This is a genomic window from Ferrovibrio sp. GW821-FHT12D07 (assembly GCF_058807275.1).
In genome coordinates, this window is the sequence record NZ_JBXAQN010000001.1 from 713678 (window position 1) to 732329 (window position 18652).

At 64.1% G+C, this 18652-nt stretch carries 18 protein-coding genes; 7 read left to right on the forward strand and 11 right to left on the reverse strand.

Going from position 1 to position 18652, the window contains the following annotated elements; all coding sequences use genetic code 11:
- Nucleotides 1-114: 114 nt before the first annotated feature.
- From AC1RRE_RS03710 to AC1RRE_RS03725, 4 genes are all read right to left on the reverse strand, one after another.
- Nucleotides 115-2037 carry a PAS domain S-box protein gene (locus AC1RRE_RS03710; protein WP_492979740.1) on the reverse strand — a complete coding sequence of 641 codons (1923 nt, stop codon included), beginning with the start codon at nt 2035-2037 and terminating at the stop codon, nt 115-117.
- Between the two features lie 3 nt (nt 2038-2040).
- A complete protein-coding gene (locus AC1RRE_RS03715) occupies nt 2041-2748 on the reverse strand; it encodes a response regulator (protein ID WP_492979741.1) in 708 nt (235 codons plus the stop codon).
- A gap of 125 nt (nt 2749-2873) precedes the next feature.
- The gene (locus AC1RRE_RS03720; protein WP_492979742.1) at nt 2874-3821 is read right to left on the reverse strand and encodes an alpha/beta fold hydrolase; all 948 of its coding nucleotides are present in this window, start codon (nt 3819-3821) and stop codon (nt 2874-2876) included.
- A gap of 14 nt (nt 3822-3835) precedes the next feature.
- Nucleotides 3836-4249, reverse strand: coding sequence for a globin family protein (locus AC1RRE_RS03725; protein WP_492979743.1), 414 nt, complete (start codon nt 4247-4249; stop codon nt 3836-3838).
- 27 nt (nt 4250-4276) lie between these two features.
- Here AC1RRE_RS03725 and AC1RRE_RS03730 point away from each other — a divergent pair, with 27 nt between their 5' ends.
- Both AC1RRE_RS03730 and AC1RRE_RS03735 read left to right on the forward strand, forming a co-directional pair.
- Nucleotides 4277-4459 (forward strand): hypothetical protein, encoded by a 183-nt coding sequence (locus tag AC1RRE_RS03730; protein ID WP_492979744.1) that lies wholly within the window; start codon nt 4277-4279, stop codon nt 4457-4459.
- Nucleotides 4449-5855 carry an MFS transporter gene (locus AC1RRE_RS03735; RefSeq protein ID WP_492979745.1) on the forward strand — a complete coding sequence of 469 codons (1407 nt, stop codon included), beginning with the start codon at nt 4449-4451 and terminating at the stop codon, nt 5853-5855. Before AC1RRE_RS03730 ends, AC1RRE_RS03735 begins: the two co-directional genes overlap by 11 nt.
- A gap of 22 nt (nt 5856-5877) precedes the next feature.
- On the opposite strand, the gene AC1RRE_RS03740 is transcribed toward AC1RRE_RS03735, so the two are convergent.
- The 3 genes from AC1RRE_RS03740 to purH form a co-directional block, all read right to left on the reverse strand.
- On the reverse strand, nt 5878-7125 hold the full coding sequence (locus tag AC1RRE_RS03740) for a cyclopropane fatty acid synthase (protein ID WP_492979746.1): 1248 nt from the start codon (nt 7123-7125) through the stop codon (nt 5878-5880).
- A 177-nt stretch (nt 7126-7302) separates the two neighbouring features.
- Nucleotides 7303-7950: a glutathione S-transferase family protein gene (locus AC1RRE_RS03745; RefSeq protein ID WP_492979747.1), complete on the reverse strand. Its 648-nt coding sequence runs from the start codon at nt 7948-7950 to the stop codon at nt 7303-7305.
- An 11-nt stretch (nt 7951-7961) separates the two neighbouring features.
- Nucleotides 7962-9551, reverse strand: a complete 1590-nt coding sequence (gene purH / locus AC1RRE_RS03750) for a bifunctional phosphoribosylaminoimidazolecarboxamide formyltransferase/IMP cyclohydrolase (RefSeq protein WP_492979748.1) — start codon at nt 9549-9551, stop codon at nt 7962-7964.
- A 147-nt stretch (nt 9552-9698) separates the two neighbouring features.
- On the opposite strand from purH, the gene AC1RRE_RS03755 reads away from it, so the two are divergent.
- Nucleotides 9699-10652: an acetyl-CoA carboxylase carboxyltransferase subunit alpha gene (locus tag AC1RRE_RS03755; RefSeq protein ID WP_492979749.1), complete on the forward strand. Its 954-nt coding sequence runs from the start codon at nt 9699-9701 to the stop codon at nt 10650-10652.
- 236 nt (nt 10653-10888) lie between these two features.
- On the opposite strand, the gene AC1RRE_RS03760 is transcribed toward AC1RRE_RS03755, so the two are convergent.
- Nucleotides 10889-11488, reverse strand: coding sequence for an alpha/beta fold hydrolase (locus AC1RRE_RS03760; RefSeq protein ID WP_492979750.1), 600 nt, complete (start codon nt 11486-11488; stop codon nt 10889-10891).
- Nucleotides 11489-11559: 71 nt separating this feature from the next.
- Here AC1RRE_RS03760 and AC1RRE_RS03765 point away from each other — a divergent pair, with 71 nt between their 5' ends.
- Together AC1RRE_RS03765 and AC1RRE_RS03770 are read left to right on the forward strand one after the other, a co-directional pair.
- The gene (locus AC1RRE_RS03765; RefSeq protein WP_492979752.1) at nt 11560-12438 is read left to right on the forward strand and encodes a DMT family transporter; all 879 of its coding nucleotides are present in this window, start codon (nt 11560-11562) and stop codon (nt 12436-12438) included.
- A gap of 174 nt (nt 12439-12612) precedes the next feature.
- Complete coding sequence (locus tag AC1RRE_RS03770) at nt 12613-13482, forward strand: alpha/beta fold hydrolase (protein WP_492979753.1); 870 nt, start codon at nt 12613-12615, stop codon at nt 13480-13482.
- A gap of 65 nt (nt 13483-13547) precedes the next feature.
- On the opposite strand, the gene AC1RRE_RS03775 is transcribed toward AC1RRE_RS03770, so the two are convergent.
- Together AC1RRE_RS03775 and AC1RRE_RS03780 are read right to left on the reverse strand one after the other, a co-directional pair.
- A complete protein-coding gene (locus AC1RRE_RS03775) occupies nt 13548-15119 on the reverse strand; it encodes a bifunctional AfsR/SARP family transcriptional regulator/alpha/beta hydrolase (protein ID WP_492979754.1) in 1572 nt (523 codons plus the stop codon).
- Nucleotides 15120-15290: 171 nt separating this feature from the next.
- Complete coding sequence (locus AC1RRE_RS03780) at nt 15291-15929, reverse strand: glutathione S-transferase family protein (RefSeq protein WP_492979755.1); 639 nt, start codon at nt 15927-15929, stop codon at nt 15291-15293.
- 182 nt (nt 15930-16111) lie between these two features.
- Here AC1RRE_RS03780 and AC1RRE_RS03785 point away from each other — a divergent pair, with 182 nt between their 5' ends.
- Both AC1RRE_RS03785 and AC1RRE_RS03790 read left to right on the forward strand, forming a co-directional pair.
- A complete protein-coding gene (locus tag AC1RRE_RS03785) occupies nt 16112-17344 on the forward strand; it encodes an MFS transporter (protein ID WP_492979756.1) in 1233 nt (410 codons plus the stop codon).
- Between the two features lie 13 nt (nt 17345-17357).
- Nucleotides 17358-18203, forward strand: coding sequence for an alpha/beta fold hydrolase (locus AC1RRE_RS03790; protein ID WP_492979757.1), 846 nt, complete (start codon nt 17358-17360; stop codon nt 18201-18203).
- Here AC1RRE_RS03790 and AC1RRE_RS03795 read toward each other — a convergent pair.
- On the reverse strand, nt 18200-18652 hold the full coding sequence (locus tag AC1RRE_RS03795; protein ID WP_492979758.1) for a MaoC family dehydratase: 453 nt from the start codon (nt 18650-18652) through the stop codon (nt 18200-18202). The two genes, AC1RRE_RS03790 and AC1RRE_RS03795, sit on opposite strands and share 4 nt — an antisense overlap.

An 18652-nucleotide genomic window follows, 5' to 3' on the forward strand; every position in this document is an offset into this window, starting at 1 on the left:
AAAGCGCGCATGAAATTAGTTTGTCATCGTATGACCGGTATTGGCAAGGCCAAGGCCGAGAAAAGAGGCTGATGCCGAAACGGGCAGACTGGTCGCGTAGCGGTCAGCCCGTGCTTATTCCGTGTCGAAAACCGCGGCGACGGCGCGTCGCACATCTTCAGGCGAGAAGGGTTTTTCCAGGCAGGGCTGGCCGCTGTCGCGCAGGAAGTCGGTCACATCGGGGCTCAGCGTATCCCCGGTGACAAAGATGATGCGCTGCGACAAAGCGGGATTCTGCTGTTGCAACCGGGCGAACAGACTGGGACCGTCTAGTCCCGGCATGCGCAGGTCGGTGAGAATGACGGCGAACTCGGTATGGCCGAGCATGTCGAGTGCCGTCTGCCCGTTATCGGCGAGCGCCACCGTGAAGCCGGCGTCGCGCAGGATTTCGGCCAGAAGATCGGCCACGCCGCTTTCATCGTCCACCACCAGCGCATGATGGCCGATCGGCAGGGGTGGCACGGCCTTGTCGCCATGTCGTCGCGCCGGCTGCGCACTGCCGGTGAGAACGGGCAGGCGCAGACGGAAGCAGGCGCCACCATCGGTTGCCGCCTCGGCTTCCAGCGTGCCGCCATGCGCGGTGACGATGCCGTGGCTGACCGCCAGGCCGATGCCGGTGCCGCTGCCGGGACTGGATCCGGGCGGCTTGGTAGTGAAGAAAGGCTCGAAGATGCGGCGCCGTAGATTGGGCGGGATGCCGGGACCATTGTCGCAGACCTGCGCCTCGATCCACTGGCTGTCGTCGCCAAGTGCGATGGTGACGGTGATGCGGCGTGGTCCGGTCTGCCCGGCCAGCGCCTGCTGCGCATTGATGACCAGATTGCTGAACACCTGGTTCAATTGGTCCGGATCGGCCGAAATTGTCGGCAGGTCGGTGGAGAACCGGCGCTCGATGCTGACGCCGGCGCTGCGCAGATTGTAGTCCAGCAGGTTGAGTACGTCCTCGACCACGCGCTCCAGCATCACCGGACGGCGGGCAGGGCGGCGCTGGCGCGCCATCGACAGGAAGGTGCGGGCGATGCGGGCGCAACGGCCGGCGGCGGTCTCGATCTTGGTCGCGCGTTCGGCGTAGGGCGTGTTGGCGGCAGTTTCCTTCAGCATCTGCGCCTGGCCGACCACGATGGACAGCGGATTGTTCAGTTCATGCGCCACGCCAGCCAGCAGCGATCCGAGGGCGGAGAGCTTCTCCGACTGGTACAACGCCTCGCGCTGGCGTTCGATTTCGGCAGCGGCACGCTTGCGGTCGGTGATGTCGCCGATCGAGCCGCCGATGCGCAGCACCTGGCCATTGGCATTGCGTTCGGTCGCCGCCGTCACCTGAATCCATCGCTCCACGCCATCACTGCGATAGATGCGATATTCCATCACGATGCGCTGGATGTCGCCGCGCAGCAGCTTGCGGGTCTCTTCCTTCAGGCCATCCAGGTCTTCCGGATTCACAAAGGCATGCCAGGCCGTGATGTTGTTGCCCAGATCGCGCGCCTTGCGGCCGACGATTTCCTCCAGCCGCGCCGAATAGAAGGCGGTGCCATGCTCGACATCCCATTCAAAGATGCCGTCATTGGCGCCGCGGATGGCGAGGCGATAGCGTTCCTCGCTGATGCGCAGCTGCTGGCGCGCGGTGATGTCGCGCACATAGGCCAGCAGCAGCCGGCCGCCGCTGGGCAGCATCACGTCGGTGACGGTCAGTTCCACGGGGAAGACGGTTCCGTCCGAACGCAGGCCGTCGGTCTCGAAACGCTGGCGATTGCGGGTGTCGCCCGGATTACCCAGCCGGCGCAGCATGGCTCTTTCATGCGAGTTGCGCAGGCGCGGTGGCACCACCACATTCCCGACAGGCCGGCCGATGATGCGATCGCGCTGCTGGCCGAACATGGCTTCGGCGGCGGGGTTGAATTCGATGATGCTGCCCTGGATGTCGGTGAGGATCACGCCGTCGAGCGACGCATCCAGGAAAGGACGCAGATGGTCGAGATCGTATACGGCGTCCTTGTACACGCGCTACGAGGCTCGACGGCTGAACAGATAGCCGGCGCCGCGCACGGTCTTGATCACTTCCGGCTTGGTCGGATCCGCCTCGATCTTGCGGCGCAGGCGTGCGATGCGGATGTCGATGCTGCGATCGAACGGCTCCCAGTGATGATGATGTGCCAGGTCCAGCAGCTGGTCACGACTCAGCACGCGGTCGGGATGGCGGGCGAAGGCGGCTAACAGATCGAACTCCATGGCGGTCAGTGCAATCTCACTGCCGGTGCCGTCAAACAGCTTGCGTGCGGCCAGATTGAGGAAGGTACCGCCAAACCGCACAACCTCGATCTCCTCGGTCGGCTGTGGCGCATCGTCCACGCGGCGCAGTACGGTGCGTACACGGGCACGCAGTTCACGCAGGTCGAAGGGTTTCTGGATATAATCATCGGCGCCGATTTCCAGGCCGACGATGCGATCGATCACTTCGCCGGCCGCCGTCAGCATGATGATGCCGACTTTGGAATGGGCGCGCAGCCAGCGGGCTAGACTGAGGCCGTCTTCACCGGGCATGTTGATGTCGAGGATCACCAGATCGGCCGGGCGTTCGGCCTGCAGCAGGCGGAAGCTGGCCGCGTCAGCGGCGGTTTCGACGTGGAATCCGTGACCGCCGAGATATTCCGCGACCATGTCTCGGATACCCGGTTCGTCGTCCACCACAATGATGCGAGGCTCGCCCGTCATGCTGCGCCATCCTGTCCCCACTGCTGTGATAGCAAGAGGAGGGCGGGGCCGTCCATTCCTCTTGCCTGGCCTGGTGAATTTAGGCCCGATGAACGCTGGCCTGGTGAATGCTGGCTTGGCGGATTTCAGCCCCGGACGTGCGGCGGAAGGGCGCGCTCGCAGACGTTCAGGAATGGCTGGATCACCCGGGCCACGGCTTCGGGGTGGGTGACCGGCGCCAGATGGCCGAGTTCGGGCAGAATGGCATGGCGGACCAGTGGCATCACCCCGGCGAGGCGGTCAGCGATCAACCGGAGCGTGCTGGACGAGCGGCTGCCGCTCAGCAGCAGCACCGGCATGCGCAGCGCACGATAGGTGCTGGGCGGCTGGCTGGGACCGAAGCTCATGCCGATATCAAGGCACAGCCGGGGCGCCTGCACGGCCAGCAGGGTCCGCCGCGGCTCGGACAGGACGTCATAGGCGCCCGCCCCATGACAGTGATCGAAGAACAGCCGTGCGGCGTCCAGTGTCGCGCCACGCAGGCAGGCTATGCGCATTTCGCCGGCCATGATCTCGATCTGCCGCTGCGCCGGCGCATGGCCCTCGCATTCGGGTTTCAGCAGATGCAGGGCCAGCGGCTCGTACAGCGTCATGCTGGCCAGGCGTGTCGGATTGTCCAGTGCCGCCCGCAGCGCAACAGCGGCGCCGAAGGCATGACCGACCAGATGCACCGGACGGTCGAAGCGGCGCAGCAATGCGCCGATCAGGCTGGCATTGTCTTCCAGTGTCATGCGCTGCTGCACCGGCAGCGGTTCGCTCTGGCCATAGCCATAGAGATCGGGGCAGTGCAGGCGGAACTCGTCATTCATGCAGGGCAGCATGCTGCGCCACATTGCGCCCTGCGTGCCGGAGCCATGCACCGCCAGCACCGGCGCGCCGGTACCGGCGGCAAACATGTGGACCACCGTGCCATGCGGACCGACGAAGGCCTGGATCGGCACGCTGCTGGTCAGCGCTGTGGGCAGCGCCGGATGTATGACGGCCGGCTGCGCTGCGTCGGCCGGAGCGATCTGCTGCTGAGGGAGTGTGGTCATGGCTGGATCATGGGTCAGGCGGCCTTCCGTGACGCCTCGATCATCACGCTGCTGAGCGCACCATAGGCGGTAGCCCAGGCCTCGCGCATTTCAGGTGTGAAGGCATCGCCAAAGGCGCCGGCCAGTGTATCCAGCAATGCACCACCGACAGTCGCGTAATGGCTCTCCTTCACGCCGTAATCGGCATGACGGCGACCCAGCGCCTGCACGGTCGGCAGAACGGTCTCAAGGCGGTCGAGGGCTGCAACCACGGTGCCGATGGCCAGCATCAGTTTCTGGCCCTGGGCCACCAGATCATTCTTGAACAGCGGCTTCAGCGAAGGATCAATCGTGAAGAGACGATCGTAAAAAGCCGCCGCGGCAGCCTCCTTGATCGGCAGGACCTTGGAAAAACTCTCTTTGACGAGCGTGATCTGCTGCGGGGTCATGCGGGGTCTCCTGGGAAAACCGGTGCCATGGGCGTTGCCGGCTGGCTGGTGCAGGCCGGTTTATCGGGCGTGCCGGTTTCGCCTCTGTTTCCCGCAACTGCGAAAATTGTTTCAATTGTGTCTGCGCGCGTACCGGTGGCAATTGGCGCTGTCGCATCCGGCCTCTATGCTGGGGCAAACGACTGGAAGCAGGATGTCCATGACGGCTGACAACGATGCCATGCCACAAACTGCTGCATCCGCGGCCCGCGCGCCGGCATCATGGCGGGCGCGTCTGTCCTGGGCGATGTTCGATTGGGCCAACCAGCCCTATTTCACCGTCATTACCACCTTTATCTTCGCGCCCTATTTCACCAGCAAGGTGATCGGCAATCCCATCGAGGGTCAGTCGCTCTGGGGCTTCACGCAATCCTTCTCCGCCGTGATCGTGGCGCTGGGCGCGCCCTTCCTGGGCGCCATCGCCGATGCCGGCGGCCGTCGCAAGCCCTGGCTGTTCCTGTTCCAGCTTGTGCTGGCCTGCGGCTGTGCGCTGCTGTGGCTGGCGCAGCCGGGACAGATGCAGCTTCTGCCGCTGGTGATCCTCGGTCTGGTGCTGGCCAATATCGCCGCGGAATATTCCATAACCTTTAACAACGCGTTGTTGCCGTCACTGGAAACGCAGCGGCATGTCGGCCGGCTCAGCGGTCTGGGCTGGGGGTTGGGTTATGCCGGCGGCCTGATCGCGCTGTTCGGTATTCTGATCGTCTCGCAGCCCGAGCTGATCGGCATCACACCGCCGCCGGGCGAGGCGCTGCTCGGTTTGCGGCGCGATGCCTTCGAGGCCGAACGCATCATCGGTCCCGCGACTGCGGTATGGGTCGCGATCTTCGTGCTGCCGATGTTTCTGTTTACGCCGGATCGTCCCGGCTCAGGCCTGCCGTTCGGCCAGGTGGTGAAGGTCGGCATCCACCGCGTCATCACCACCATTCGCCATATGCGGCAATATGAAAACCTGTTCCGCTTCCTGATCGCCTACATGATCTTCTATGACGGCCTGGTCACCGTGATCGGCTTCGGCGGCATCTATGCCGCTGGTATTTTCGGCTGGGGCACCACCGAGCTCGGCATCTTCGGCATCCTGCTCAACGTGATCGCCATTCCGGCCGTGATCGCCGGCGGATCGCTGGAAGACCAGATCGGCTCCAAGCGTGCCGTGCAGTTCGCCATTCTTTCGGTCGGCCTCGGCACGCTCGGAATTCTCTCCATCACGCCGACCTCCATCTTCTTTGTCATCGATGTCGTGCCGCGCGTGGCCGGCGCTGGGCTGTTCAGCTCAACCGGCGAGCAGGTCTTTTTCCTCTGCGCCATTCTTCTCGGCCTCGGCATGGGGCCGATGCAGGCCGCCAGCCGCACCCTGGTGGCGCGGCTCTCGCCGCCTGACATGGTGGGCGAGTTCTACGGCATCTTCTCGCTGTCGGGCCGCGCAACCACCTTCCTCGCGCCATTCCTCATTGCCGTGATGACGCCGATCTTCAATTCACAGCGCGCCGGCGCGGTGATCGTGCTGGTTTTCCTGGTGGCGGGCTTTATTGCCTTGTGGAAGGTGAAGGAGCCGGTACGCAGCTAGGCAGCGCACCGGCTTTCACAATTCAGGCCGTCTTGGCGAAGGGCCGCTGCGGCAGTTCGCGTCCGGCCAGCGCCAGTTCGGTCTCGTGCATGTAGTCGCGCGTGACCGGCAGGGTGTCGACCCGCTTGGTCAGCTGCATCTGGAACACCATGTTGCCCCAGTGCCGGAAGGTGACTTCCGAGGCGGCGAGATAGAATTCCCACATGCGGCAGAAACGCTCGTCATACAGCGCCTTGGCCTTGTCCCATTGCGCGATGAAACGCTGACGCCAGTGCAGCAGCGTCTCGGCGTAATGCAGGCGCAGGATTTCCATATCGGTGATCCACAGCCCGGTGCGTTCGACCACCGGCACCACTTCCGAGAGGCCGGGGATATAGCCGCCGGGGAAGATGTATTTACGGATGAAGCCCGGCGTGGTGCCTGGGCCGTCCATGCGGCCGATGGAATGGATCAGCGCCACGCCGTCATCTTTCAGCAGTCGGGATACGCCGCTGAAATATTCGCCGTAATGCGGCACGCCGACATGCTCGAACATGCCGACAGAGACGATGCGGTCGAACTGGCCAGCGAGCGTGCGGTAATCCTGGATATGGAATTTCACCCGGTCGCTCAGGCCCCGCTCCTGGGCGCGGCTGGTCGAGATGGTGTGCTGCTCGGTGCTGAGCGTGACGCCGGTGACTTCGGCGCCACAGGTCTCGGCCAGATAGAGCGCCATGCCACCCCAGCCTGAGCCGATCTCCAGCACTTTCATGCCGGGTTCGATCTGCAGCTTGGCGGCAATATGCCGCTTCTTGGCCAGCTGCGCCTGTTCCAGCGTCGTCTCCGGCGTGGGAAAGTAGGCGCAGGAATACTGCTTGTCGGTATCGAGGAAGAGATCGTACAGCCGGCCGTCCAGATCGTAGTGATGCTGCACGTTCTTGGTGGCCCGGCTGATCGGGTTGAACTGGTGCCACAGCCGGGTGAAGCGGTCGATGGAACTCTGCAGGCCCGACAGCGGAAGCTGTCCATGGGTGCCGAGATTACGGACCACCACGGCGAGGAAGTCGTAGATGGAGCCTTTCTCCATCACCAGATCGCCGTTCATGTAGGCCTCGCCCACGGCAAGGTTCGGGTCCAGCGCCATGCGCCGTCCCGTCTCTGACTTCATCAGTCTGATCACAACGTTGTCGGGACCCGGCGGGTCACCGTAATGGCGGCTCTGGTTGCGATGATCGATCACCGTCAACGAACCGGACTTCAGTACCGACTTCAGAACAAAATCGAGAAGCATGCGGAATCTCCGGTTAATAGAGATAACGCCCCAATCCACCAACTATATTGGCGCGCTGGGTTGCCCTCGACAAGAGGGGTTGTGCAGGTTGGGCCTGCACGGGACTGGAAAGATAACGGTGCGTTGGTTACCGACCCGGCGAATACGCGGGACAGTTATGCGGCGCGGGCGACAGGTCTACTTTTGCGGCCAGTTTTCCGCCCAGCCGATGCCCTGCTTCTGCATCATCCGCTGGAAGGCCGGACGGGTGTAGGCATTGCCGGCCACGCGTTTGATATTCGCCCACTGCCACATCGGCCGGGCCAGGAAGCGGCTCCAGCGCGTCATCATGGCGAGATAGATGTCGCAGATGCTGTAGGCGTCGCCCAGCATATGGCGTGTGCCGACGCCGATGCCGTCATCCAGCACCTGGAAGATGCCATAGAGCCGGGTCTCGGCCTGGGCTTTCAGCGCCGCCTGCAGGGCGGCATCCTCGAAAATCCAGTCGGGGTGGAACCAGTCGCTGAATCCCACCTGCACGGTATTGGTCATGTAGGTCAGCCACTGGTGATGACGGCCGCGGCTGCGCAGATCGGTCGGCACCAGCTTTGCGTCCGGATGTTTGTCGTTCAGGTATTGGCAGATCGCGGCGGTCTCGAAGATGACGAAGTCGCCGTCCACCAGGGTCGGAATCCGGCCGTTGGGATTGAGTTTTTTGTAGGTCGGCCGCTCATGATCCTTGGCGGCGCGGTCGAGCAGCACGGCCTCATAGGGCGCGCCGATCTCTTCCAGCATGGTCTGCGGCGCCATCGCCGCGGTGCCCGGAGCCCAGTAGAGCGTGTACATGAGATCTGCCCTTAGTGGCGGAAGTGGCGCATGCCGGTGAAGACCATGGCCAGCCCGGCCTTGTTGGCGGCGTCTACCACTTCCTGGTCGCGGATCGAGCCGCCGGGCTGGATCACGGCGGTGGCGCCGGCTTCGACCAGCACTTCCAGGCCGTCGGCAAACGGGAAGAAGGCGTCGCTTGCCGCCACCGAGCCCTTGGTCAGGCTTTCGGTCAGGCCGGCCGCCTTGGCCGAATCCTGCGCCTTGCGGAAGGCGATGCGCGCGCTGTCGACGCGGCTCATCTGGCCGGCGCCGATGCCGACCGTGGCGCCATTCTTCGCATACACAATCGTGTTCGACTTCACATGTTTGCCGACGCGGAAGGCGAACAGCATGTCGGCCAGTTCCTGCGGCGTCGGCGCGCGCTGGGTCACGATCTTGAGGTCGGCTTCCACGATGCGGCCGGCGTCACGCGTCTGCACCAGATAGCCGCCGGCAACCGTTTTCACGAACCAGCCCGGCGCCACCGGATCGGCCATGCCGCCGGTCAGCAGCAGGCGCAGGTTTTTCTTGGCTGCCAGCAGCGCCTTGGCGTCTTCATCGGCCTCGGGCGCGACGATCACCTCGGTGAAGATGGCGGCGATCTTCTCGGCAGTGGCCTTGTCCAGCTTGCGGTTCATGGCGACGATGCCGCCAAAGGCCGAGACCGGATCGCAGCGCAGGGCAGCATCCCAGGCGGCGGCCAGGGTGTCGGCGGTGGCGACGCCGCAGGGGTTGGCATGCTTGATGACGGCGATGGTGGGCTTGTCGCTGAACTCCGAGACCAGCTCGAAAGCCGCGTCGGTATCGTTCAGGTTGTTGTACGACAGCTCCTTGCCCTGCACCTGCACGGCGGTGGCGACACCCGGACGCTTGTCGCCGGTGATGGTGTAGAAAGCCGCGTCCTGATGCGGGTTTTCGCCATAGCGCAGGCTCTGCTTGCGCTCGGCCGAGAGCAGCAGCGTGGGCGGGAAGGTCTCGCCATTCTGGCGCGCGAACCAGGTGGCGATCATCGAGTCATAGGCGCCGGTATGGGCATAGGCCTTGGCGGCCAGTTCGCGGCGCAGCTTCAGCCCAGTGGCGCCGTTATTGGTCTTCAGTGCATCCAGCACCTTGGCGTAATCCGCCACATCGACGATGACATTGACGAAGCCGTGGTTCTTGGCCGCCGAGCGGATCATCGCCGGACCGCCGATATCGATATTCTCGATGCAGGTGGGGAAATCCGCGCCCTTGGCCACGGTGGCGGCGAAGGGATAGAGGTTCACGACCACCAGGTCGATCGGCGGGATGTTGTGCTTGTCCATCGCCGCCTTGTGATCAGCTTCGTCGCGCAGGGCGAGGATGCCGCCATGGATGGTGGGATGCAGCGTCTTCACGCGCCCGTCCATCATCTCGGGGAAGCCGGTATGCTCGGCGACCTCTTTCACAGCGACGCCGGCATCCTTCAGGGCCTTGTAGGTGCCGCCGGTGGACAGGATCTCGATCCCGAAGCCGGCGAGCGCCTTGCCGAACTCGATCAGCCCAGTCTTGTCGGATACGGAAAGCAGCGCGCGGCGGACAAGAATGAGATCGGCGGACATCGGATGGGGCCTCTGGACTCGGCAGGAGGGAAGGGCGGACGGGCTATAGCATGCCCCGGGCACCCCCGAAAGATGTGGAAAACTTCACCCAATACAATGGCTTAGGGGGTTTGTCCGCCGCCGCGATCCATGCTAAACGATGCCCCCATGCGCTCTTATCTGGAATTCGAGAAGCCGATCGCTGAACTCGAGGCGAAAATCGCCGATCTGAGGAAGCTGGTCGACAGCGGCAACACCGATATCGCGGAAGACCTGGAAAAGCTGGAGGCCAAGGCCGCCCAGCAGCTGCAGAGCACCTACGCCAAGCTGGGTGCCTGGCAGAAGACCCAGGTCGCCCGCCATCAGGACCGGCCGCATTTCGCCGACTATGTCGCGACGCTGATCTCCGACTATGTCCCGCTCTGCGGCGACCGCGCCTTTGCCGAGGACGGCGCCATCACCGGCGGTCTCGGTCGCCTACGTGGCCGCGCCGTCATGGTGATCGGCCATGAAAAGGGTCGTGGCACCGAAGGCCGCGTGAAGCACAATTTCGGCATGGCCAAGCCGGAAGGCTATCGCAAGGCGATCCGCCTGATGCGCATGGCCGACCGCTTCCGCCTGCCGGTCGTAACGCTTGTCGATACTGCCGGCGCCTATCCGGGCGTGCAGGCTGAAGAGCGCGGCCAGGCCGAAGCGATCGCGCGCGCCATCGACTGCTGCCTCGACATCCGCGTACCGCTGGTCGCCGCGATTGTCGGCGAGGGCGGTTCGGGCGGTGCGGTGGCGTTGGCCGCCGCCAACCGCGTGCTGATGTTCGAACACGCGATCTATTCGGTGATCTCGCCCGAGGGCTGCGCCGCCATCCTGTGGAATGACAACGCCAAGGCGCCCGATGCGGCCGAAGCGCTGCGCGTCACCGCGGAAGACCTGCTCAAGCTCAAGGTCGTGGACGAGATCGTGAAGGAGCCGCTGGGTGGCGCCCATCGCGATCCGGTGCGGGCCATGAACAGCCTGGGCGATGCGCTGGACGCCAACCTGCGCAGCCTGGCCGGCCAAGAGCCAGGTGCTCTACGCGAGGCGCGCCGTCGCAAATTCCTCGATATGGGCGCCACTGGTCTTTAAATCTGACGCAAGTCATTGAAGATGCGCGGCCGGTCTTGACCGGCCGTCGTCATTTCAGGGTCAATAGGGTGCCAGATGCGGCTCATATGGAGCCAATTGAAGCCCATTCGGAGCCAGGTCTGTCCCATTGGGAGCCAATCCTGTCCCGTTCAGGGCCAATTGAGTCCCATTTCGTCCCGAAGATTTTCACGATGTCCGACAGCAGCATCCTTGAGATGGTGCCTGTATCGGGATGATCAAGCGCGCAGGAAATTTTCCACCAGCGGCGCGATCCCGGATGCGCGATCATGCGGAAAGCCGTGATCGCCGCCCCTGATGATCTGCAAGGTCGACTGCGGCAGCAGGCCGTGCAGATGCCGGCCGACGCCGAGCGGACTGATCGGATCGGCATCGCCCCAGAGCAGCAGCGCCGGTGCGGTGATGCTGCCGATCTCGGCCGTGTGATCGGCGCGCGCTTCGGTGATCCATGGCGCCGCGTCGGGATATTCGGCGCGATAGGCCGGCCGCCAGTCGGCGGCGCGGAACTTCATCACATCGACGCCGCCCGATGATGCGGTCAGCACCAGATGCGTGATGCGCTCGGGATACAGCAGTGCCAGCCGCATCGCGAAAATCCCACCCATTGAATGTGCGACGATGGCGCTGCGCGGCTCAAGCTGCGCCGCCGCGTAAGCCGTCAGTTCATCCAGGCTGTCGAAGCCGGGCCTGTGTTTCTCGCGGCCAAGGCCGGGCCAGTTCAGATAGGTCTTGCGCCAGCCTTCAGGCAGCAGCGCGCCGAGCGGATGCCAGAATTCAGCCGCGCCGCCGGCGCCGGGCAGAAAAAGAAGATGCGTCATGGCGCGATGATAGGCTCGATAAAATCCGGCGTCGCTGTTTAGATTGCATCCATCCATTGGGGAGAGGCGTGATGCTTGTCATTCTGTCGCTGGCTGCCGCCGCGCTGTTCGGACTTGCGCTGGTGCTGGGGCAATCCGGCCTGCGCCGCATCGAACCGCTGGCTGGCGCCTGCATCAGCCTGCCAACCGCCACCGCCATCCTCTGCCTGCTGTTCGCCGCGCATATCGGTATGCAGGGCTGGCCATCGACCGACAGCATGCGGTCCGGCATACCGTATTTCGCCCTGAGCGGCCTGCTGTTTCCCGCCGTCGTCACGCTGATGACCTTCTTCGCCAACCAGCGCATCGGCCCGGTGCTGACCGCCAGCTTCGGCAATCTTTCGCCGGTCTTTGCCGTGGCGCTGGCAGCGGTGTTGCTGGGCGAATGGCCGCTGCCGCTGCAATGGGCCGGCATCACCGTCATTCTTGGTGGCGTCTTCGTGCTGCTCTATGCGCCACGCGGCAGTGCTGATGCTTCGTTGCAGGTTGTCGCGATTGCTTTCGCGGTGCTGGCCGCCTGTATCCGCGGATTCATGCAGCCGGTGTCGAAGCTGGGGCTTGTAGCCTGGCCCGATCCATTGGCCGCCGCCACCATCGGTTATGTCTGTTCCAGCAGCACGATGTTTGTCATCTATCTGCTCATGCGCCGTCGCCTGCCGCGTCTGATCCAGCCGGGCGCGATGTGGTTCGTCGGCGTTGGGCTCTGCAATGGCGGTGCCATGCTGTGTCTTTTTGCGGCGTTGTCGCTTGGCGATGTGATCATCGTTGCGCCGCTGGTGGCGACCTATCCGGTTTTCACGCTGCTGATCGGCCACGTTTTGCGCAGTCAGGACAAGCTGCCGGCACGTGGCCTCGCCGGGGTAATGCTGACGGTGATCGGCGTTGTATGCTTATTGATTACGTTGCGATGAGATATCGCATCATTTTGTAATCCCGCGGGATTATCCCACGAATTTTACAACGCTGGCTCTCACTCCATTGTGATTCTTCTTGTGACCGTTGTCGCAAAGATCCACGCAACACGCGTGCTATAGCGCAACGCAGATCGTCGGCTTTTCCGAGTCGGCTCAACGTCGCGAGTTGCCATGACAGTAATGACATATCCGACCTCTCCCGCATGCCTGCCGGCGGATTTTCCTATCGGCTGCGACGATATCGGTGCGCAGTCAGCCACTGGACGGCCGCTGGTGCTGCTGCATTGCTCGGGTGCGGATCGCCATCACTGGAAGCGCGTGATCAACGCCTGGGGTGAGACCGGCCGCCGCATCATCCGGCCGGAACTGTTCGGTTGTGGCCAGACGGCCGCCTGGTCCGGCGACCGTCCGATCACGCTGGATGATTACGCCGCCATCGTGACGCGCTGCGTGCAGGATATCGACGAACCCTTCGATCTTGTCGGGCATTCGATGGGCGGTGCGGTGGCGCTGCGCTTCGCGCTGACATGGCCCGACCGCATCCGCACGCTGACGGTGATCGAGCCGGCGGCCTTCTTCCTGCTGAAGGATCGCGGCGAAACCGAATTGCGACTGTTTGCCGAAATTTCCGCCGTCGCCACCGCAGTGCATACCGGCGCGGCCTCGAAGGCTGAAGAGGGCCGGCACTGCGCCATGGAATATTTCTTCGATTACTGGAGCACCGCAGGCCGCTGGCAGACAGTGGACCAGCCGCTGCGCGATGCCATGGCCCAGACGGTGGGTGCGATTTCGGGCGACTTCACGGCCGCCTTCAACGAGCCCACGCGACTGCCCGACTACGCGGCGCTGACCATGCCGGCACTGCTGGTCAGCGGTGGCCAGTCGCCGGGTCCGGTGCGTAACATCGTCGCCGGTCTGGCCAATATGCTGCCGGCGGCGCAACAGATCGGCATTCCCGATGCCGGCCATATGATGCCGCTGACCCACGCAGCCATGGTCGCGGAACTGATCCGCGATTTCCAGCACCGCGCGGCCGGCTGACCGCAGCGCTCGTTTCCGCCAGTCCGGTATTCAGGGCTGCGGCATGACTGCCGCAGCGATCCTCGTCATGCCAGGAAGGATTCGATTTCCGACTTCAGGGTCGACCAGGCCGGTTCGCTTTCCAGGATCAGGTGGTTCGGGCTGGGCAGCGTGATGAACTGGGCCTGCGGTATGCCGGTGGCGCATTCGCGGCCGAATTCCATCGGCACCATGGAATCATCGCGGCTGTGCAGGACCAGGGTCGGGCACTGGACCTGGGCGAGCAAACCGCTCACGTCATAGTCGCCGAAACTGTCCATCAGCGTGGCCGCCGCTTCGGGCGTGGCCGAGACGCGTTGCAGCTCGTTCAGCCATGTGGCTTGCTCCGGCGTCGCCTCGGGGAACATCAGCGAGGTGAAAATCTGCCGGAAGGCCGGATTGTCCAGACCCCAGCCATGACGCGTCAGGGCGACCATGTGCTCGTTGGGCGCATTGCCATGCGCGCGCCGGCGCCAGCCCAGCGCCGATGTGCCGATCAGGATCAGGCGGCGTACGCGCTCCGGGTGACGCGCCGCATAGACGATGGCCATGGCGCCACCGCTGCAGAAGCCGACAAGATCGAAGGGTTCGGTATCGAGTGTGTCGGTCACAGCCTCAAGGTCGGCCAGTGACTCGTCGAAGCTCAAGGCCTGGGTCGTGCGATCCGACAGGCCGCAGCCGCGCCTGTCATAGCGGATCAGCTGCCGGTCCTGTGCCAATGTGTTGATCAGGTGCTGCCAGATCGGGCTTTCCAGATCGTATTCCAGATGGCTGTACCAGTTGGCCGCCTTCACCAGACGCGGGCCGTGGCCGGAAACGGCATAGGCGATCTGCACGTCATCGGAACTCGTGCAGAAATGGACGCGCTGCCGTGCGGGATTGCTCCTGATCCGGTCGACAGCAGGCTGACGTGTGGTGCGATGGGCAGCCCATTGCCGGATCAGCTTGTGCGGAGGCGCTAGGTCGGCTGTCTTGAACTGCCGCTGCGCCGTTTCGACATGCGATTCCGCTTCCGGCATGCGGCCGAGCGCAATCAGCATCGTCAGCAGCGACACATGGGCTGCTTCCTCTGTCGGCTCAAGCAGCACGCGCCGGCGCGCATAGGGCAGCGCCTGTTCGGTGGCGCCGAGCCGGTCGCACAATGCCGCCAGGATCGCGACCTGCGAGCGGCGCAGGTTTTCCCGTTCCGCCATGCACCAGAGCCGGAATTCATAGCAGTCCGGCAGATCAAGGCCTTCGAGAAACTCGCCCTGCACCAGACCGGCAGCCGCGATCAAGTCTGCCGTGGATGACAGCGCGGGCGTCATGGTTGCGATTCTCTGCAGCGCCCAGATATCGCAATCCGTATGAGCCGCATCCAGGACGATCGTGTCCCGGTCGGCGACAAGACGGACCATGCCATCCAGTTCAAGCGTTTTACGCAGACGGCTCAGGCTCCAGCGCAGTCCCTCGCGGCCGGCTTCCGTCTCGCCCCACAGCAGGGACGCCAGCTGCTCGCGGCGCTGCGGACGGCGGGTGGATGCCAGATAGGCCAGCAGGGCGCGCGCCTTTTTGGATGGCGGCAGTTCCAGGTCGGCACCATCCAGGTTCGCGGACAGCGAGCCTGTCAGCGAGAGCATCAGTATCCCGCTTGGTTTGTTTTGAACGGCGTTCCTGTTGCGCATGTGTCGTCCGAGCCTCTGCCGTCTTGTAGGCCATCGACAGAAGCGTCACAAGCTCAGGTTTTTCGCCATGCGGAGTTCAGAAACTGAACTTATTGATGCGATGCGCGACGCACCAATCCGGCGTTTCTACTTCCAGTGGGGCGGCCAGGTCTTCTGCATGATCGGCAATGCCTTCATGCGCTCCATCCAGGTGCCCACTTTCGGCGTGAAGAGATCGGCCGGAATCGCTTCGGGCCTGCGCAGCTGGAATCGCCCGATGATGGCCAGATGCGGATACAGCGTGTAATCCACCGCTGACACGGCATCACCGTTAACATAGTTGCCGGCGATCTGCGGTTCCCAGCGGGCGATCTCGGCCTTCACATCGGCGACAGCCTGCGTCAGCGCGGCGGCATCGGCCTTCTCCGGCGGCGCGAACACGGCATGGAACAGATGCTCCACCGTCTCGCCCACGTAATTGTCGGCCTCGCGGATCATGCGGCGCTGTTCGCCGCGCATGCGCAGGTCGCCGGAAAACAGCGGCGCCTGCGGCCAGCGCTCCTCGACATATTCCATGATTGCCGCCGATTCACGCATGATGAAATCGCCGTCCACCAGGGTGGGCACGCGCTGGCGCGGGTTGAGCTTGGTGTATTCGGGCGTCTTGTGGCCGCCCTCGCTGAAGGACAGCACCTTCAGGTCATGGGCAACGCCTTTGTGCTCCAGCGCCAGCCAGATGCGCCAAGCATAGGCCGAGCCGGAACCGTAATAGAGCGTGACGGACATTCTGTGTAATCCCCCGGAAGCGGTTGTGGGCCTGAAAAAGGGTGGGGTATGGGCTTAGTCAAGCCGAGTTTGCGCGATTTCCACGCCGGCTACCACGCCTGTCCCCACAGGGTCCGGCCACAGTGGCAGGCAGGAAGGGCCGCCGAATCGGTGGCCCGGTATGCGTTCAGGATACAGTGTCCATGCAGAGCGTCGCCGCCGGCCGTTCGATCCCCTCCGTCCTGATCTATACCTGCATCATGGCGGCCTGCCTGATGGCCTTCCTGTCGTTTGGCGTGCGCACCACCTTTGGCGTGTTCCTCGAACCAATCCTGCAGGCGCGCGGCTGGGAGCGCGAAACCTTCGGCCTGGCGCTGGCGATCCAGAATCTGGTCTGGGGCCTGTCGCAGCCGCTGGCCGGCGCGATGGCCGACCGCCATGGCTATGGCCGCGTGCTGGTTGGCGGCGTGCTGCTCTATGTCGCCGGCATCGCCGGCATGGCGGTGGCCGATACGCCGATCCTGTTCCATCTCGCCGGCGGCGTCGTCGCCGGCCTGGGTCTGGCCGGCGCATCCTGGACCATGAGCGTGGGTGCGATGACGCGCGTCGCGCCGCCACATCTGCATGGTTGGGCCACCGGCATGGCGATCGCCGCCTGTTCGATGGGGCAGTTCGTGCTCGCCACCGTCAGCCAGGCGCTGATCGTGATCTATGACTGGCAGACGGCGCTGCTGATCATGGCCGGCTGCATCGGCGTGATCCTGCCCTGTGCTTTGCTGCTGACTGCCAATATCAGAAACGGCGGGTCATCAGTCCCGCGCAGCAGCCTGACGGCGACGATGACAACGGCGGCCGGCAGCGGCAGCTTCTGGATGATCTTTGCCGGCTTTGCCGTCTGCGGCCTGCATGCGGGTTTTGTCTTCACCCATATGCCGGCCTATGTGGCCAGCCTTGGCCTGTCGGCCGAGACCGGCGCCTGGGCGCTGGGCGCCATCGGCCTGACCAACCTGTTCTCGGCCTACTTTGTCGGCGTGCTCGGCCAGACGCGCAGCAAGCGCACCATCCTGATCTGGATTTACGGCTGCCGCGCGCTGGCGATGACGGCGCTGCTGTTCGCGCCGGTCAATGATGGGGCGGTGCTGCTGCTCTCGGCGGTGCTGGGCGTGTTCTGGATGTCGTCGATCCCGCCGACCTCGGGGCTGCTGGGCCAGATTTTCGGGCCGTACTATATGGCGACACTGTTGGGCCTGGTGTTCCTCGGCCATCAGGTCGGCGCGTTTCTTGGCGCCTGGCTTGGCGGCGCGCTCTACGATCTCACCGGCTCCTACGCGATGATGTGGTGGATCTGCATCGCGCTCAGCGCCGCCGCCGCCCTGGTCAACATCCCGGTCAGCATGAAGCCGCTGGGCGATGCGGCGCAGCCGGCCAGAGCGTGAGTAACCCCCAGTCATGAACGCCATCACTTCCATGCTCGATGTGCAGCTGGCTTGCCGAAAATCCGGCAGCGGCCTGTCGATCGTCTTCATTCATGGCACGGCGGGCGACCGTGGCCATTGGCACAAGGTGATCGCCGAACTGGCCGAGCAGCAGGTTCCGGTCTGCGCCATCACGCCCGAACTGTATGGCTATGGCAAATCGCCAGCCTGGCCGCTGGACCGCGATGTCACCGTCGAGGACCATGTGCGCGCCGTGCGGGATGTGCTGGCCACGCTTCTGGATGGCCCCGCCATTATCGTCGGACATTCGATGGGCGGTGCCATCGCGCTGCAGCTCACGCTCGATCATCCCGAGATGGCATCGCATCTGATCCTGGCCGAGCCGGCGGCCTTCCACATGCTGCGCAGCGGCGATGCGGAAGACGCGGTGCTGCTGGAAGACCTTGCCCGCATCGGGCGTCAGCTCGCCAGCGGCGGCAAGCAGGATGATCCGGTGGTCAGCCATATCACCACGGGGCTGTTCGTGGATTACTGGAATGGCGCCGGTACCTGGGCGAGTCTGCCCGGCGCGATGCAAACCGAGATGACCCTGCGGCTGTCCAGCATCGGCAGCGACTTCACCGCACTCTATGCGGCCCGCATGCCGGCCGAGCGGTATGCCGAACTGGGCATGCCGGTGCTGGTGATCCGCGGCGGCCGTTCGCCGCAGCCGACGCGTCGCATCGCCGAACTGCTGACTCGGTCGATTCCGCATGCGAGCCTGGTCGAGATCACCGATGGCGGCCATATGCTACCGCTCAGCCATGCCAAGCGGCTGGCGGCCTTCATCCGCGAGGAGCTGACGCTGGAGCGGGTCTAGGGCCGCTTCAGCACCATCTGGGTGCCAAAGAAGCTCATCACGGTTTCGCCTACCTGGTTCTCGATCCAGTATTTCATCCGCACGATGCCGCGATCAGGCTTCGACTGGCTTTCGCGCTTATCCTCGATGCTGGCGCGGCCGTACAGCGTGTCGCCCGGGCGCACCGGCATGAACCAGCGGATTTCATCCAGGCCGGGAGAGCCCATGCTGCCTTTCCCAAGCAGGCCGGCATTGAGTAGCATGCGGAAGCCCAGCAGGCCGGTCTGCCAGCCGGACGCGATCAGGCCTTTGTACGGCGATCGCTCAGCGGCAATCTTGTCGAGATGAAACGGCTGCGGATCGTAGGTGAAGGCAAAGGACAGGATTTCGGCTTCTGAAATGGTGACGCCATCGGCGCGGATGATCTCGCCGACAGTGTAATCCTCAAACCAGCGTTCGCTCTTGCTCAT

What these genes read in the sequence shown, in the direction of transcription:
- AC1RRE_RS03715 (WP_492979741.1), bottom strand. Translation starts at nt 2,748, where the DNA reads ATGACGGGCGAGCCTCGCATCATTGTGGTGGACGACGAACCGGGTATC.
- AC1RRE_RS03720 (WP_492979742.1), bottom strand. Translation starts at nt 3,821, where the DNA reads ATGACCACACTCCCTCAGCAGCAGATCGCTCCGGCCGACGCAGCGCAG.
- AC1RRE_RS03725 (WP_492979743.1), bottom strand. Translation starts at nt 4,249, where the DNA reads ATGACCCCGCAGCAGATCACGCTCGTCAAAGAGAGTTTTTCCAAGGTC.
- AC1RRE_RS03730 (WP_492979744.1), top strand. Translation starts at nt 4,277, where the DNA reads ATGGGCGTTGCCGGCTGGCTGGTGCAGGCCGGTTTATCGGGCGTGCCG.
- AC1RRE_RS03735 (WP_492979745.1), top strand. Translation starts at nt 4,449, where the DNA reads ATGACGGCTGACAACGATGCCATGCCACAAACTGCTGCATCCGCGGCC.
- AC1RRE_RS03740 (WP_492979746.1), bottom strand. Translation starts at nt 7,125, where the DNA reads ATGCTTCTCGATTTTGTTCTGAAGTCGGTACTGAAGTCCGGTTCGTTG.
- AC1RRE_RS03745 (WP_492979747.1), bottom strand. Translation starts at nt 7,950, where the DNA reads ATGTACACGCTCTACTGGGCTCCGGGCACCGCGGCGATGGCGCCGCAG.
- purH (WP_492979748.1), bottom strand. Translation starts at nt 9,551, where the DNA reads ATGTCCGCCGATCTCATTCTTGTCCGCCGCGCGCTGCTTTCCGTATCC.
- AC1RRE_RS03755 (WP_492979749.1), top strand. Translation starts at nt 9,699, where the DNA reads ATGCGCTCTTATCTGGAATTCGAGAAGCCGATCGCTGAACTCGAGGCG.
- AC1RRE_RS03760 (WP_492979750.1), bottom strand. Translation starts at nt 11,488, where the DNA reads ATGACGCATCTTCTTTTTCTGCCCGGCGCCGGCGGCGCGGCTGAATTC.
- AC1RRE_RS03765 (WP_492979752.1), top strand. Translation starts at nt 11,560, where the DNA reads ATGCTTGTCATTCTGTCGCTGGCTGCCGCCGCGCTGTTCGGACTTGCG.
- AC1RRE_RS03770 (WP_492979753.1), top strand. Translation starts at nt 12,613, where the DNA reads ATGACAGTAATGACATATCCGACCTCTCCCGCATGCCTGCCGGCGGAT.
- AC1RRE_RS03775 (WP_492979754.1), bottom strand. Translation starts at nt 15,119, where the DNA reads ATGCTCTCGCTGACAGGCTCGCTGTCCGCGAACCTGGATGGTGCCGAC.
- AC1RRE_RS03780 (WP_492979755.1), bottom strand. Translation starts at nt 15,929, where the DNA reads ATGTCCGTCACGCTCTATTACGGTTCCGGCTCGGCCTATGCTTGGCGC.
- AC1RRE_RS03785 (WP_492979756.1), top strand. Translation starts at nt 16,112, where the DNA reads ATGCAGAGCGTCGCCGCCGGCCGTTCGATCCCCTCCGTCCTGATCTAT.
- AC1RRE_RS03790 (WP_492979757.1), top strand. Translation starts at nt 17,358, where the DNA reads ATGAACGCCATCACTTCCATGCTCGATGTGCAGCTGGCTTGCCGAAAA.
- AC1RRE_RS03795 (WP_492979758.1), bottom strand. Translation starts at nt 18,652, where the DNA reads ATGAGCAAGAGCGAACGCTGGTTTGAGGATTACACTGTCGGCGAGATC.